We start from the raw sequence: 15,451 nt of genomic DNA, 5'->3' as shown, positions 1-15,451 counted from the left end.
ATCCATCGCAGCCTGGCGGCAGCGGCTACAGGTCGCTCTTCAGTCCTTGAGGTGCAGCACAAAGGATTCATAAGGGCGCAACGACACCTGAGCCGTACGTACCGGGCAGTCGGGGTAGTTGCTGATCAGCAGGCGTTGTTCGATCGCGTGATTGAAAAGCCCTTCCGGCAATTGGACCTGGCACGGCGTGCCGTAGAAGTTGTTCACCACCAGCAAGCGCTCGCCGTGGCCTTCGCGCAGATAGGCCCAGACCTGCAGGTGCTCTGGCAGCAGTTGGCGGTAAACGCCTTCCTGGATCAGCGGTTCATGGCGGCGCAGGGCGATCAGCGCACGGTAGTGATGCAGCACCGATTCCGGATCATCAAGCTGGCTTTCGACGTTGATCTGCGCGGCGTTGGCCGGGATGCCGATCCACGGTTTGCCGCTACTGAAACCGGCGCTAGCCCCGTGATCCCATTGCATCGGTGTGCGGCTATTGTCCCGGGACTTCTGCATGATCGCGGCCATGCTTTCAGCTTCGGACTCTCCCGCATCGCGCTTGAGCCGATAGATGTTCAGGGTCTCGACATCGCGGTACTGCTCGATCTTGCCGAAGCCCGGATTGGTCATGCCCAGCTCTTCACCTTGATAGACGAAGGGCGTGCCTTGCAGGAAGTGCAACGCGGTGGCGAGCATCTTCGCCGAGACCACGCGGTGCTCGCCGTCATCACCAAAACGGGAGACCACTCGCGGCTGATCGTGGTTACACCAGAACAACGCGTTCCAGCCACCACCGGCCTGCATGCCCAACTGCCAGTCAGAAAGAATCTGCTTGAGTTGCAAGAAATCGAAGTCGGCCCGCACCCACTTTTGCAGGTTCGGGTAATCCACTTTCAGGTGATGAAAGTTGAAGGTCATCGACAGTTCTTTCGATTCTGGACGCGAGTAACGAATGCAGTGTTCAAGGCTGGTGGAAGACATCTCACCCACGTTGATCAGGCCATGCCCTTCGAAGACTTCGCGGTGCATTTCCTGCAGGTACTCGTGCACATTCGGGCCGTCGGTGTAGAAGCGGCGGCCGTCGCTGTTGTCTTCCGGGAAGTCCTTCGGCTTGGAGATCAGGTTGATCACATCCAGACGGAATCCACCGACCCCCTTGTCACGCCAGAAGCGCATCAGCTTGAACACTTCGGCACGGACTTTCGGGTTATCCCAGTTGAGATCAGCCTGGGTGTGGTCGAACAGGTGCAGGAAGTACTGGCCGGTTTGCGCCTCGTACTCCCAGGCCGAACCACCGAACTTGGATTCCCAGTTATTCGGCTGATCACGCCAGATGTAGAAGTCGCGGTACGGGTTGTCGAGGCTGCTGCGGGCCTGCTGGAACCACTCGTGTTCGACGGAGGTGTGGTTGACCACGATGTCCAGCATCAACTTGATGCCTCGCTTGGCTGCTTCGCTGATCAACAGATCGCAGTCGGCCATAGTCCCGTAGCTCGGGTCGATGGCGTAGTAGTCGCTGATGTCGTAACCGTTGTCGCGCTGAGGCGAACGCAGGAACGGGGTGATCCACAGGCAATCGACACCCAGCCACTTCAGGTAATCGAGTTTGTCCACAACCCCCAGCAAGTCACCGGTGGCGTTACCCGCGTGGCTGTGGAAGCTTTTGGGGTAGATCTGGTAGATCACCGAGTGTTGCCAGTCTTGCATGGTGGGTTCCTTCATTTGGTTGTGTGCTGGCCCTGAAGGCCTCATCGCAGGCAAGCCAGCTCCCATATGGGAAAGCATTTCAACTGTGGGGGCGGCGGTGCGACGATTCGATTTGCCCGCGATAGCGATCTGTCAGGCGACCCGATAACCAGGCCGAACAATCTTCATGCTCAACCCGCAAGTCAGAACAAACGGCACCACAATTGCGATGACCATGCCGATGACAAAACTTGGGATGTATTGCGGAATGATCGAGATAAAACCGGGCAAGCCGCCGACCCCAATAGCCGAGGCATGGACCTTGTTCAACGAGAGGAAAATGCTGCCCAGCGCCGACCCGGTGAGGGCCGCATAGAATGGAAACTTGAAGCGCAGGTTGACCCCAAACATCGCCGGTTCGGTGATGCCGAAGTAGGCGGAAATCGCCGAAGTCGAGGCCATGCTTTTATCCCGCGCATTGCGGCTCATGTAGAACACACCGAGCGCTGCGCTGCCCTGGGCCAGGTTGGACATGACGATCATCGGCCAGATAAACGTGCCGCCCTGGGTAGAAATAAGCTGCAGGTCCACGGCGAGGAACATGTGGTGCATGCCGGTGATCACCAGCGGTGCATACAACAGGCCGAAGATCGCCCCACCGACCATCGGCGCCAGGTCAAACAGAGTGACCACACCTTCGGTGATCAAGATGCCCAGGTGACGGGTCACCGGGCCAATGATCGCCAGCGCCAGCACACCGGTGACGACGATGGTGGTAATCGGCACCACCAACAATTGAATGGCATTCGGTACTCGCGCCCGCAGCCATTTCTCAATCACGCTCATGACGTAGGCCGCCATCAGGATCGGCAGGATTTGCCCCTGATAACCGACCTTCTCGATCTTGAACCAGCCGAAAATATCGAAGTACGGCAGGCTCTGGCCGTCGAGCCCGGCCACTGCCTTGCCGTAGTTCCAGGCATTGAGCAGGTCTGGGTGCACCAGCATCAGGCCAAGGACGATGCCAAGGATTTCACTGCCGCCAAACCGCTTGGCCGCCGACCAGCCCACCAGCGCCGGCAGGAACACGAACGAGGTGTTGGCCATCAGGTTGATCAGGCTCCACAGGCCATCCAGGTTCGGATAGGCCTCAAGCAAGGTCTTGTCCGCAATGAACATGCCCTTGGCGCCCATCAGGTTGTTCACGCCCATCAACAGACCGGCAATGATCAACGCCGGCAGGATGGGCATGAACACATCGGAGAACACCCGTACCAGGCGCTGCATCGGGTTGGTTTTTTCGACGCCCTTCTGCTTCACATCGGCGATGGTCGAGGCGGCAAGGCCGGTCTGTTCGCGCAGGGCGGCGTAGACCTTTTCCACTTCGCCAGGGCCAATCACGATCTGGAACAGGCCGCCGGTGAAGAAGGAACCCTTGACCAGATCGATCTGGTTCAGCTCACCGCTCTTGACCAGGCTCGGGTCCTTGAGCGCCAGGCGCAGGCGGGTCACGCAGTGGGCAGCTTGCTCAAGGTTGTCGCTGCCCCCGAGGCTCTGGAGAATCTCGCGGGCGATATTCGGATAGTCGTGGCTCATGCTTGGTTTCCACTTGGTTTTTTTGTTATTCGGGCAGTCATTGGCAGCACGCCGAGGGCAAAAGTACTCGTCTGTACGAGTTAAAGCAACAACTCGTCTGTACGAGTTTGAAAAATATCGGTTTTCGCTTTCTGTAGGAGCGAGCTTGCTCGCGAAGAACCTGAGAGCGCTGCGGGTTATCAGGTTCGTCGCGTTATCGTTACCGCTCTTCGCGAGCAAGCTCGCTCCTACACAGACCACAGTTTTCCAATGGTCCAATGGACAAACCCCACCTCTGGCTCTAAGGTTCCTGCCTTGAACGCAAACGCGGCACAGAGCCCTCCCCATGAGCAAATACAACCAGATCTACACCGATCTGCTTGCCAGCATCACCACCGAACGCCTGCAACGCGGCACTCGCCTGCCCTCCGAAACCGAACTGATGGACGCCTATCAGGCCAGCCGCGGCACCGTACGCCGGGCTATCGAACAGTTGCAGGAGCGTGGGTTCGCGCAAAAAATTCATGGCAAAGGCACGTTTGTGCTGTCGCCCAACCCCATCGAGTTCCAGTTGGGCGGGATTGTCAGCTTCCGCGAAACCCACGCTGACCTGGGGGATGATGTGCGCACCGACGTCGTCGAGTTCTCCCAGTTCCCGCTGGAAGGCGCGCTGTTGGAACATATCGAGGCCGAAGCCGGCAGCCTGATCACCCGGATCAAACGGGTACGGCGCATCGGCGGCAAGCGGGTAATCCTCGACATCAACCACTTCGTCGCCGAACTGATTCCTGGCCTGGACCAGGCGATTGCCGAACAGTCGATCTACGCGTTTATCGAACAGACCCTGCAACTGCAGATCAGCTACGCGCAACGCACCATCGAAGCCCTGCCCCGCAGCAAGGACGACCAGGCACACCTGGACCTCGAGGGTCAAAGTCATGTGATCGTGGTGAGTAACCAGACGTTTTTGCAGGACGGTCGGCAGTTCGAATACACCGAGTCGCGGCATACCCTGGATAAGTTCTACTTCTCCGATATCGCCAGGCGGTAATTATCTACCCACCGCCCTTCTGAAGGGATTGGCATGCTCGGTTCTCCCCCCTCAAGGAGAGCAGCATGCCGCTTACCGATACATCCCCCGCCGCCCAGCAACAACTCAAAGCCCTGGCTCCCGTGGTGCTGGATGCCTGCCCGAATATGCAGACAATGGCCATCGAGACCGCCCGTGAGATTCTCGCCAGGCACGGTCTGGCGGACCTGGACCCCGATTACCTGTATTGGCACCGTTTCAACGGCAGCTACAGTGACCCGTCGGCCTTTACCGGCTGGAGCCATAACGAAAAACCGCAAGAGTCGATGACCCTGACGCAGTTGGTCATTCACCGCTTCAATGTGCATGACCAGGACAATGCCGACCTGCTCGACGGCGATGGTGGCTTCTATCTCGATGGTCCCGAGGCGCGGCTGTTCGATCACCACAACGAAGTGCGGCTATCGGCCCGTGCAGTGCTCGACGATTTCTGGACGATCAACTTCAGTGATCACTACACCACCCGCATGAACAGCTTCTGGAGCGCCCACTTCGACGACTTCCGCACCCTGGCCAAGGTCAACTGCCTGGCCCAGGCACTGCAAGCCCGTCATACCGGGCACCTTACCGAGTCACAGTTGCAAACGGTCCTCCAGGCCCTGGCCAGCAACCTGCCTTGGCCCCCGACCCTGTCCCATCTGCAAGCCGAGTCGCCTTCTGTGAATGGGCTGCGTGTGGCGGCGCTGGATATCGGTGGGCATATCGCCACGGACATCCTGCGCATCGTCAACCACGCTGGCCGGCAAATCCTCTACATCCCCGGCGACGCCCAGGCTTTCCATTGTTGCGAGACCCCCGCCGACCTGCATTTCTGGCTGCTGAACCAGACCAATCATCCGGACAACCGCGCCCGCTTCATGGCCCACTTCCCGCTGTCGGCCCAGGTCCAGCAGGACGACACCGACGCCGTGACCTGGAAGCAGATGCTGCTGACACCCGTGCTGATCTATCGTACCGGCCAGGCCCTGGCCGGCACCCTGCCGCCAGACTCGGTCGACACCGGCCTGTACCACCTGATCGAGCAGCTCTTTATCGACTGGGGCACCTGGGAGCACCACCTGATCAACCAAACCGACCAGACGATTGAAGGCGATGCGTTTACCTGGCTGGCGCACTCCGGCAAGTCTCGTATGCACAATGATGCGGACTTTGCTCTGCGCAGCAACGGCGACCTGCGCAAGAAACTGTGGATCGGCTACCTGAATGCCTTTGGCAAAACCTTCGGCCCGATGGCGGTGGCGGGCTGGCCGATAGCCCTGGTGGTCGTGGGGGCCAGCGTGGCGAATCTCGGCCTGAATATCGACCAGGCCATCAACGGCAAAACCCTCGCTGAGCGTCGCGCCGGGGAGCTTGGCGCCGTACTCAGTGCCATCGACACCCTGTTCAACCTCGCGCTGCTGAAAGCCGATGGAGTCATGCCGGATATCGCCGAAGCTGCCGAAACCCTGGCGGTTGAAACCACACTTCCCGCAGAACACCCTGCGCCACCGTCGGCACCTGAACCTGCGGTGCCGGCCATCTACCAGACCAACCTGATATTGGAAGGCGAAACCCTGGATACCGCCCCCGGAAAGTTTCAGCAGGTTTATTCCCTCAGGTCATCGGACGGCATGCCCCAGCAAGCCATCCTACTGAACGATGAAGCCTATTACGTACGTTATGAAAGCGATCCCAATGGCCGTGGTTATTGGGCCATCGTCGACCCGAACACCCCCCATGCCTTTTCCGGCTCGCTGCCGGTGCGCCTGAATGAGTTCAATGAATGGGAGCGGGTGCCCGGCGGCAAAGGCCTGAAAGGCGGTGGCGGCAACTCCAGTAAAGCGGCAAAGGAAACAGCGCCCTCGCGCACCACACCGCCTTCGCAACCTGTGGTTCAGCCGTCTAGCGGCGTACGCAGGGTCACCACGCAATTCGATACCCCGCCATCGACCCGCCCAGAAGTAAAACGCTGGGCATTGGGGCTCAATGAAACTCACGTTCAAAGCCGTTTCGGCTGCATCGACAGTTTCACTTACTACTACGGCTCAACCCACCGCAAACTGCTGCAATTGGCGCAAGACTTCTACAACGAACTGCCCTGGGCCCGGTTACCGGCTCGCCCGGATATCCCCGCCTTTGAACCCACCGCCACCCTTGATGAAGCCCTCGAGTGCCTGCCCGACGAGGTACCGGGATACGTCATCGGTGAAACCCTCGACCGTGTCGCCAGTACCCGTCTGGTAATCGAAAAAATGCCACTCTTTGCGCGCAAGAGCGTCAAAACCCTGTACATGCGCCGCCTGCTCAATGACTTCGCCCAAGATGACTTGAACCTCTACTTCCGCACCGGAGTTATGTCCGAGGACCTGGAAAACCACCTGAGCCGACTGAGCACTGACCCGTCCGGGCAATTCAACGAACTGGAGCTGGTCAAGACCGCCAGGAACAACGGCATACGCGTGCAGGCAATCGACTGTGCAGCCCATTACAAATACCCCGCCCCTGTCGCCGACCTGTCAGAACAAGTAACGAGCAACTACCTCGCCCACACCCTTATCCAAGCCGATAGAGCCCTGAACGGTGGCGGTAAGTGGCTGGTACTGACGGGCGCGAGAAACATCAACACCTTCAATGGATTCGCCGGCCTCAGCGAACTGGAAGGTGGCATCGGGCTGCGTGTCGAAGAGGTGCTGCCTGGGCAAGGTAACGATGTGCGCCTGGACCCCGGTATTGCCATAGATCGCGACAATGCGCCCCTGCTTGAAAGCGCCGGCGATAGCTTCGACACCTTCCATGCCGACCTGCGGGTACAAGTAGAGGCGCCTCTGGTGCGGCGCACCTTGCAGCAAAACCAGCGGTTGTTGTTTCGCAAGGGCATGTACCTGATCAATGAAAGCCAGGGCAACTACACGCTGCTGCATCACAGCAGAGACAGGGGGATCGTCAGCACACCCATCAATCGGCTGGCCGATGGCAGCTTTTATATCGACCGGCCTGCCTGGGCTGCCGTCCATGATGTGCACTTCCCAACGCTGGAAAAGCTGTCCAGCGCCCTTACTAACATGGGCATGAGTTTGCAAAGCCGGTTGCCTATCTGACAGACAATAAAAAACCTGGCCGAGGCCAGGTTTTTTTAGTTACTTAACGTTGGCCATGTCGGCCAATGTTTATTCCCACTCAATGGTCGCCGGCGGCTTGCTCGACACGTCATAAGTGACGCGCGAAATACCTTCGATTTCATTGATGATACGGCCGCTGACGGTTTCCAGCAGTTCGTACGGCAGGTGTGCCCAACGGGCGGTCATGAAGTCGATGGTTTCCACCGCACGCAGGGCCACGACCCACGCGTAACGACGGCCATCGCCTACAACGCCAACCGATTTCACCGGCTGGAACACTACGAAAGCCTGGCTGACTTTGTGGTACCAGTCGGCCTTGCGCAGTTCTTCGATGAAGATGTGGTCGGCACGACGCAGCAGGTCGGCGTATTCCTTCTTCACTTCACCGAGGATCCGCACGCCCAGGCCCGGGCCCGGGAATGGGTGACGGTAGACCATGTCGTACGGCAGGCCCAGTTCCAGGCCCAGACGGCGGACTTCGTCCTTGAACAGTTCGCGCAGCGGCTCGACCAGCTTGAGGTTCATTTCCTCAGGCAGGCCACCCACGTTGTGGTGAGACTTGATCACGTGGGCCTTGCCGCTCTTGGCGCCAGCCGACTCGATCACGTCAGGGTAGATGGTGCCCTGGGCGAGGTACTTGATGTTGTCCAGTTTGTTGGACTGGGCATCGAATACGTCGATGAAGGTACGACCGATGATCTTGCGCTTCTTCTCCGGGTCGGACTCGCCGGCCAGGTTGTTCAGGAACTGATCTTCAGCGTTGGCACGGATCACCTTGACGCCCATGTTCTCGGCGAACATGGCCATCACTTGCTCGCCTTCGTGTAGACGCAGCAGGCCGTTGTCGACGAAGACGCAGGTCAGTTGGTCGCCGATGGCTTTGTGCAGCAGCGCGGCAACCACCGAAGAGTCAACGCCACCGGACAGGCCCAGCAGGACGTTATCGGTGCCGACCTGGGCACGGATGTTGGCGATGGCGTCTTCAGCAATCTTCGAGGGGGTCCACAGCGCTTCGCACTGGCAGATGTCGAGGATGAAGCGCGACAGGATGCGGCCGCCTTGCTTGGTGTGGGTCACTTCCGGGTGGAACTGCACGCCGTAGTAGCCGCGCGCGTCGTTGAACATGCCAGCAATCGGGCAGCTCGGGGTGCTGGCCAGGATGTGGAAGTCTTCCGGCATCTTGGTGACCTTGTCACCGTGGCTCATCCATACGTCGAGGCCGAACAGGCCGTCAGCGTCGATGTGGTCTTCGATGCCGTCCAGCAGGCGGCTCTTGCCGACGACATCAACGCGGGCATAACCGAATTCACGCAGTTCGGAACCTTCGACCTTGCCGCCCAGTTGCTCGGCCATGGTCTGCATGCCGTAGCAAATACCGAAGACCGGCACGCCCAAGTCAAACACAGCTTGAGGGCAACGAGGGCTGTTGGCTTCGTGTACCGACTCGGGGCCACCGGCGAGGATGACGCCTTTTGGAGCGAATTCGCGAATCGCTTCGTCGTCCATGTCGAACGGATGCAGTTCGCAGTACACGCCGATTTCACGCACGCGGCGGGCAATCAGCTGGGTGTACTGGGAACCGAAGTCGAGGATCAGGATGCGGTGGGCGTGAATGTCGAGGGCCATGAGATCAGTCTCGTCTAATGAATCAGAAACAACTCGGGGCTGAATAAGACAGCCCCGGTTACTTAACTATTTGCTTGAAGCATCAACCTACGCGGTAGTTCGGCGCTTCTTTGGTGATCTGTACGTCGTGAACGTGGGATTCGGCCATGCCAGCACCGGTGATCCGCACAAACTCAGGCTTGGTGCGCATTTCTTCGATGTCGGCGCTGCCGGTGTAGCCCATCGAGGAACGCAGGCCACCCATCAGTTGATGGATGATGGCGCTCAGGGTGCCCTTGTACGGAACACGCCCTTCGATACCTTCCGGTACCAGCTTCTCGGCGCCTGCCGAGGAGTCCTGGAAGTATCGGTCGGAAGAGCCTTGAGCCTGGGACATTGCGCCCAGCGAACCCATGCCACGGTAAGCCTTGTAGGAGCGGCCCTGGAACAGTTCGATCTCGCCTGGCGCTTCTTCAGTACCGGCGAACATCGAGCCCATCATCACGCAGGAAGCACCGGCTACGATGGCCTTGGACAAGTCACCGGAGAAACGGATACCGCCATCGGCGATCAACGGTACGCCCGTACCTTCAAGGGCAGCGGCGACGTTGGCGATGGCGCTGATTTGCGGCACGCCCACACCGGCAACGATACGGGTGGTGCAGATCGAGCCTGGGCCGATACCGACCTTGACTGCATCAGCGCCCGCTTCAACCAGTGCCTTGGCGGCAGCGCCGGTGGCAATGTTGCCGCCGATCACTTGCACGTCAGGGAAGTTCTGCTTGACCCAACGTACGCGGTCGATCACACCTTTGGAGTGACCGTGAGCGGTGTCGACCACCACCACGTCAACACCAGCGGCGACCAGGGCCGAGACACGGTCACCGGTGTCTTTACCGGTGCCGACCGCAGCGCCTACGCGCAGACGACCTTGATCGTCCTTGCTGGCCAGCGGGTAAGCCTTGGCTTTTTCGATATCGTTGACGGTCATCATGCCTTTGAGGGCGAATTTGTCGTCAACGATCAGTACGCGTTCGATGCGGTGCTTATGCAGCAATTCGCGAACGTCGTTCTTGTCGGCGCCTTCCTTGACCGTGACCAGACGCTCTTTAGGCGTCATCACTTCGCGGACGGTGACTTCAAGACGGTTCTCGAAACGCACGTCACGGGAGGTGACGATGCCGACCAGGTCGCCATCGTGCAGCACCGGAACGCCGGAGATATTGTGCAGGCGGGTCAGGTCGAACAGGTCACGAACGGTGGCATCGGCCTCGATCGTGATCGGGTCCTTGACCACACCGGCTTCGTAACGCTTGACCTTACGCACTTCGGCAGCTTGCTGCTCGATGGTCATGTTCTTGTGGATGATGCCGATGCCGCCTTCCTGAGCCATGGCGATTGCCAAACGGGCTTCGGTGACGGTGTCCATGGCAGCGGAAACCAGAGGAATATTCAGCTCGATGCCACGGGTTAGGCGGGTCTTGAGACTGACTTCGTTAGGAAGCACCTCGGAATAACCGGGCACTAGGAGAATGTCGTCGAATGTCAGAGCTTCTTGGCTGATACGCAGCATCGCGGGGGCTCCCGAGCGGGAAAATGGAAGCGCGCCATTATAGTCAGACACCCCCTCGGGTTCAATGTAAAACTCTGACAAACTTGGTAATACTGATAGAAGGGTTAAAGCTCGACTTTGACCCAACTCATCTTCTGGTCCAACCAATCGGCAAATTCGTCGATAAAACTCTGCTTGAACCCCGCCTCCGCCCAGTTATTGAAGATGAACCCGAGGTTGGAAAAGCCGCACTCCTGCAAGTACAGGAAGCCGTTGATGTCGTCTTCATGACCACACAATGGGCAAGTGAAGTTATCGGTGTGGCCGGGCATCCAGTCTTCCAGGCTTTCGAACAGCGCTTCGCCGACTTCTTTCAGGCATTCAGGGCAGCCTGCTTCCTCGAGAAAGCCCTTGGCCGGCGTGTAGATGCAGCGTTTATAGATGATCTCCAGGCCATTGACCGGCTCGTTGAACGGCAGCGCCTCGGGGTGCAGCACCACGGCGCGGGCACCGTCGGCGAGCGCGTAGGCCATGCGGTTGCCGGTACGGCCACAGGTGGTCAGCTCTTCCTTGACAATATTCTTGCGCACCAGCCAGCGCACAATCGCCCGGGCCCGGGGTTCGTGGACAGGCAATGTGGAGATCTTCGGGACAAGGATGCTTTGGGAGTTCATGAGGCCTGGATGTCCTGCGGTGTGACTTCTGGCCTCATCGCGGGCAAGCCCGGCTCCCACATTGAAATGCGATCAACTGTGGGAGCCGGGCTTGCCCGCGATGAGGCCCGGGAGGACGGCAGCTTAATCCCTGAAAAAAACGGGTCAAGTACTCATGTACCGGGCAATCAACGCAATGCCGCTGCCCAGTACCAACCAGGTCACCAGCCGCACGAACGCCTCACGGGACATATGCAGTGTCAGCCGCCGGCTGACCCACAGCCCCAGGGCCATCGCCGGCAGCAAGCACACCGCCAACACCAATAAGGGTAGCTCGGCATACACCCCGGCGAGCAAAAACAAACTCAAACGCACCACGGTGCTGCAACTGATCAAGGCACTCTGGGTCGCCCGCGCTGGGTCTTTGGGCAGACGACTGTTCAGATAGATCGCATATAAAAAGCCGCCACTACCAAACAACGCCCCGAACAGACCGCCGACAGTGCCCATAGGAATGGCCCAGCCGGCCGCCAACTGCTTGGGGCGAGCCTTTACCAACAGGCTATAGATCGCGTAGGCACTGATGAACAGCCCCATTAACAGCAATAAAAGGTTCGAGTGGAGATTGAGCAGAAAGATCACGCCCAGGGTGCAACCGATCGCCATGCACGGCAGCAGCCTCAACAGTTCTGGCTTATTCACGTCCCGCCGCGACTGCAGGAGGTTGCCAAAGGCGGCGACAAAGTCCAGCAGCACCAGCAGCGGGATGATCTTCGACAACGGCATGAACAGAATCAGGATTGGCCCCGCCACCAGCGCCGTGCCGAACCCGGCGATGCCAAACACGATATAAGCCACGACAATCCCGACACCGATCACCAGCCAGTCGACACCACTGAAGGCCCATTGGTTAAGCAGTTCGACCCAGTTCATGAGGTATTCCTTGAAGATGATGGCAGTCACTTTAGCCATCACTCTGAGTTGCGACTAATATCTTCAAAGCCACTCACCTATCTCGAAAAGGCATGACTTGTGATTTCCACCCGTCAACTGCGCTACTTCGTCGAAATCGCCGAGAGCGGCAGTTTCAGCGCCGCAGCCGAACGGCTGTTCGTCGCGCAATCGGCCCTCAGCCGGCAGATCAAGGAGCTTGAAATCCTCCTGCAAACCCCACTGTTCGAACGCACGGCCCGCCAGCCACGGCTGACGGCGGCCGGGGAAGCCTTTTACCCACGGGCACGCAACCTGCTGGGCGAACTACTCAAAGCCAGTGAAATGGCCACCCAAGTGGGCAACGGTCAACTCGGCACCTTGCGCCTGAGCCATTCCAGCACCGTGCCCATGAGCGGCCGCCTGCTACAAGGGATCAGTGCTTACCTTGAACAGTGCCCTGGCGTGTCGATGGACATCGTCAAACTGTCCTCCGAAGCGCAGCTGGAAGAAATCGCCGACGGTCGGCTCGATGCAGGGCTGTTGCGCTTGCCGGTATTGCGCCAGCGCGAAGGTGTACGAATCGTGCCTTTATATAGCGAACGACTGTTACTGGCAGTGCCGCCGAATCACCCTCTCGCGCAGAACATACCCGCCGTCGGTATCGACCTGGCTCAGTTGCGGGACGAAGCGTTTATTTCAATCCCTCACCCGCAGCGTGGCGGGCTGAGTTATCTGTCCGCCGAGCTGTGCATGCGCGCCGGATTTTTCCCCAAGGCCGCACGGGTGATGTCGCGCAAGACCACCCAATTGCAGTTGATCCAGGCCGGGTTCGGTATCGCCTTGCTGCCGGAGTCGATGCAAGACATCGCACCCGCCAACATCCATTTCTTGCCCCTGGCCGATCCCGACAGCCAAAGCACCATCGCCCTTGCCTGTCGGCAAGCGCCGACGGCATTGGTGGAGCAATTCTGTCAAACCCTGCACGAATGCCTATAAACTGCCGCCCATGATTAAAGATCCCTTTGCCCGCCTGGGCCTGGACCGCGAAGTCCTGACTGTCAGCCAGCTCAACGGCCGCGCGCGGGTGTTGCTGGAAGACGTGTTCACCAATATCTGGGTCGAAGGCGAAATCTCCAACCTCGCCCGCCCGGCCTCCGGCCACGTGTACTTCACCCTCAAGGACAGCGGCGCCCAAGTGCGTTGCGCGCTGTTCCGGCAGAACGCCGCGCGGGTGCGCCAAGCTTTGAGAGACGGCCTGGCGGTCAAGGTCAGGGGCAAGGTCTCGCTGTTTGAAGGTCGTGGCGACTATCAGTTGATCCTCGACACGGTGGAACCGGCCGGCGATGGTGCCCTGCGCCTGGCCTTCGATGCGTTGAAGGAGAAGCTCAGCGCCGAAGGGTTGTTCAGTGCCGAGCGCAAGGTACCTCTGCCGGCTCATCCCCGACGTATCGGGATTATCAGTTCGCCCACCGGCGCGGTGATTCGCGACATCATCAGCGTGTTCCGCCGCCGGGCGCCCAACGTGCAACTGACGTTGATCCCGACTGCCGTGCAAGGCCGTGAAGCGGTAGCACAAATCGTCCGCGCACTGAAGCTGGCCGACGCACGTGGCTTCGACGCGCTGATCCTGGCCCGTGGCGGCGGCTCCCTGGAAGACCTCTGGTGTTTCAACGAAGAGGCCGTGGCTCGTGCCGTGGATGCCTGCGTGACGCCGATTGTCAGCGCCGTCGGCCATGAAACCGATGTTTCCATCAGTGACTTCGTTGCCGATGTGCGCGCCCCGACGCCCTCTGCGGCTGCGGAACTGTTGGCGCCGGACTCCAGCGATCTGGTGCGCCAGGTTGAAAGCCTGCACCGGCGCCTGGTGATGCACATGCGTAACCGCCTGCTGCATGATCGCCTGCGCCTGGAAGGCATGGCTCGTCGTCTGCGTCATCCCGGCGAGCGTCTACGTCAGCAAGCCCAACGCCTGGACGACCTGGACATGCGTCTGCGTCGCGCGTTCGAGCGCAGCCTCAATACCCGACGCGAACGCTTGATCCGCCTGGAAACCCGCCTCGCCGGCCAACATCCTGGCCGTCAGTTGGCCCTGCTGCGCCAGCGCCTGGACAGCCTCGCCGAACGCCTGCCCCGCGCCATGCGCGAAGGCCTCAAGGCACGTCGCCTGCAATTGCAAAGCCAAGTGCAAACGCTGCAAGTGGTCAGCCCACTTGCAACCTTGGGTCGTGGCTACAGCATTCTGCTGGACGAGCGCGGCCAGGCGATTCGTAATGCCGCGCAAACCCACACCGGCCAGCGTCTCACCGCGCGTCTCGGTGAAGGCCAATTGCAGGTCCGGGTGGAAGACAACCACCTGACACCCGTCACCCTCTCGCTACTGGATTGATGCATGCCACGTTTTCTAAGCTTGTTGATGCTGTTGTGCCTGACCTTCAATGCCCATGCCGACAGCTACATCACCCGCGTGTTGAATAAACCGGTGCCCGGTGGCGTTGCGGTGGTTGACCTGGGTGTCTCGGCGACGGCGCCCAAGGCTACCTATCAAGGCAAACCGGTGCTGGTGGTCAAGGAACAGAACAACTGGCTGGCGATTGTCGGCATCCCTCTGACCGTCAAGCCTGGCAGCCAACAGATCAGCAGTGGCGCGCGCAACTTGCCGTTCACGGTGGGCAACAAGAAATACCCGGAACAGCACATCACCTTGAAGAACAAAAGCCAGGTGAACCCGGAGCCGGCACAGCTCAAGCGCATCGAAGGCGAGCTGGCGGTCCAGCTCAAGGCCTACCGCAGCTTCAGCCCGAACACCCCGAGCAACCTGGTGTTGGACAAGCCGGTCAACGGGCCGCTGTCGAGCAAGTTTGGTGTGCGCCGGTTCTTCAATGGTGAGGAACGTAATCCTCATTCCGGTCTGGACTTTGCTGTAGGCGCCGGCACTCCGATCAAGATCCCGGCAGCGGGTAAGGTGATCCTGACCGGTAACTACTTCTTCAACGGCAACACCGTGTTTGTCGACCACGGCCAGGGCTTTATCAGCATGTTTTGCCATATGTCGAAGATTGACGTGACGGTAGGCCAGCAACTGGCTCGCGGCGCGGTGGTGGGCAAAGTGGGTTCCACCGGACGGGCGACCGGGCCGCATATGCATTGGAATATCAGCCTGAATGATGCGCGCGTGGATCCGGCGATTTTTATCGGGGCGTTCCAGCCTTAAGAAGTAAATCACCTCTATTGCGCGCCCAGCAAAGAGCGCGCAAATAAAACCACCATCCACGCCATCCCC

At 59.5% G+C, this 15,451-nt stretch carries 11 protein-coding genes; 5 read left to right on the top strand and 6 right to left on the bottom strand.

Annotation, left to right across the window (positions count from 1 at the left end):
- Positions 1-39: 39 nt before the first annotated feature.
- On the bottom strand, positions 40-1,686 hold the full coding sequence (gene treC / locus HKK55_RS01915) for an alpha,alpha-phosphotrehalase (RefSeq protein ID WP_169353108.1): 1,647 nt from the start codon (positions 1,684-1,686) through the stop codon (positions 40-42).
- Between the two features lie 132 nt (positions 1,687-1,818).
- Entirely contained in the window at positions 1,819-3,261 is a 1,443-nt protein-coding gene (treP, locus tag HKK55_RS01910; RefSeq protein ID WP_169353107.1) for a PTS system trehalose-specific EIIBC component, read from the bottom strand.
- Between the two features lie 325 nt (positions 3,262-3,586).
- Between treP and treR the strand changes: the two genes are divergently transcribed.
- Both treR and HKK55_RS01900 read left to right on the top strand, forming a co-directional pair.
- On the top strand, positions 3,587-4,291 hold the full coding sequence (treR, locus tag HKK55_RS01905; protein ID WP_169353106.1) for a trehalose operon repressor: 705 nt from the start codon (positions 3,587-3,589) through the stop codon (positions 4,289-4,291).
- Between the two features lie 65 nt (positions 4,292-4,356).
- A complete protein-coding gene (locus HKK55_RS01900; protein WP_169353105.1) occupies positions 4,357-7,407 on the top strand; it encodes a membrane-targeted effector domain-containing toxin in 3,051 nt (1,016 codons plus the stop codon).
- Between the two features lie 69 nt (positions 7,408-7,476).
- Here the strand turns inward: HKK55_RS01900 and guaA are convergent, their stop codons facing one another.
- From guaA to HKK55_RS01880, 4 genes are all read right to left on the bottom strand, one after another.
- On the bottom strand, positions 7,477-9,054 hold the full coding sequence (gene guaA, locus HKK55_RS01895; protein ID WP_169353104.1) for a glutamine-hydrolyzing GMP synthase: 1,578 nt from the start codon (positions 9,052-9,054) through the stop codon (positions 7,477-7,479).
- Between the two features lie 82 nt (positions 9,055-9,136).
- On the bottom strand, positions 9,137-10,606 hold the full coding sequence (guaB, locus tag HKK55_RS01890) for an IMP dehydrogenase (protein ID WP_155581706.1): 1,470 nt from the start codon (positions 10,604-10,606) through the stop codon (positions 9,137-9,139).
- Positions 10,607-10,710: 104 nt separating this feature from the next.
- The gene (locus HKK55_RS01885) at positions 10,711-11,259 is read right to left on the bottom strand and encodes a sugar ABC transporter ATPase (RefSeq protein WP_155581707.1); all 549 of its coding nucleotides are present in this window, start codon (positions 11,257-11,259) and stop codon (positions 10,711-10,713) included.
- A gap of 144 nt (positions 11,260-11,403) precedes the next feature.
- Complete coding sequence (locus tag HKK55_RS01880; RefSeq protein ID WP_169353103.1) at positions 11,404-12,171, bottom strand: sulfite exporter TauE/SafE family protein; 768 nt, start codon at positions 12,169-12,171, stop codon at positions 11,404-11,406.
- Positions 12,172-12,270: 99 nt separating this feature from the next.
- Here HKK55_RS01880 and HKK55_RS01875 point away from each other — a divergent pair, with 99 nt between their 5' ends.
- Genes HKK55_RS01875 through HKK55_RS01865 form a run of 3 tightly spaced genes read left to right on the top strand, consistent with a single transcriptional unit; the run spans position 12,271 to position 15,382 of the window.
- On the top strand, positions 12,271-13,167 hold the full coding sequence (locus HKK55_RS01875; protein ID WP_169353102.1) for a LysR family transcriptional regulator: 897 nt from the start codon (positions 12,271-12,273) through the stop codon (positions 13,165-13,167).
- Between the two features lie 10 nt (positions 13,168-13,177).
- Positions 13,178-14,557, top strand: a complete 1,380-nt coding sequence (gene xseA, locus HKK55_RS01870; protein WP_169353101.1) for an exodeoxyribonuclease VII large subunit — start codon at positions 13,178-13,180, stop codon at positions 14,555-14,557.
- 3 nt (positions 14,558-14,560) lie between these two features.
- A complete protein-coding gene (locus HKK55_RS01865; RefSeq protein WP_169353100.1) occupies positions 14,561-15,382 on the top strand; it encodes a peptidoglycan DD-metalloendopeptidase family protein in 822 nt (273 codons plus the stop codon).
- The last annotated feature ends 69 nt before the right edge of the window (positions 15,383-15,451 follow it).

Source organism: Pseudomonas sp. ADAK18, assembly GCF_012935695.1.
Lineage (GTDB): Bacteria > Pseudomonadota > Gammaproteobacteria > Pseudomonadales > Pseudomonadaceae > Aquipseudomonas.
This window is presented reverse-complemented; position numbering and strand designations above follow the sequence as displayed.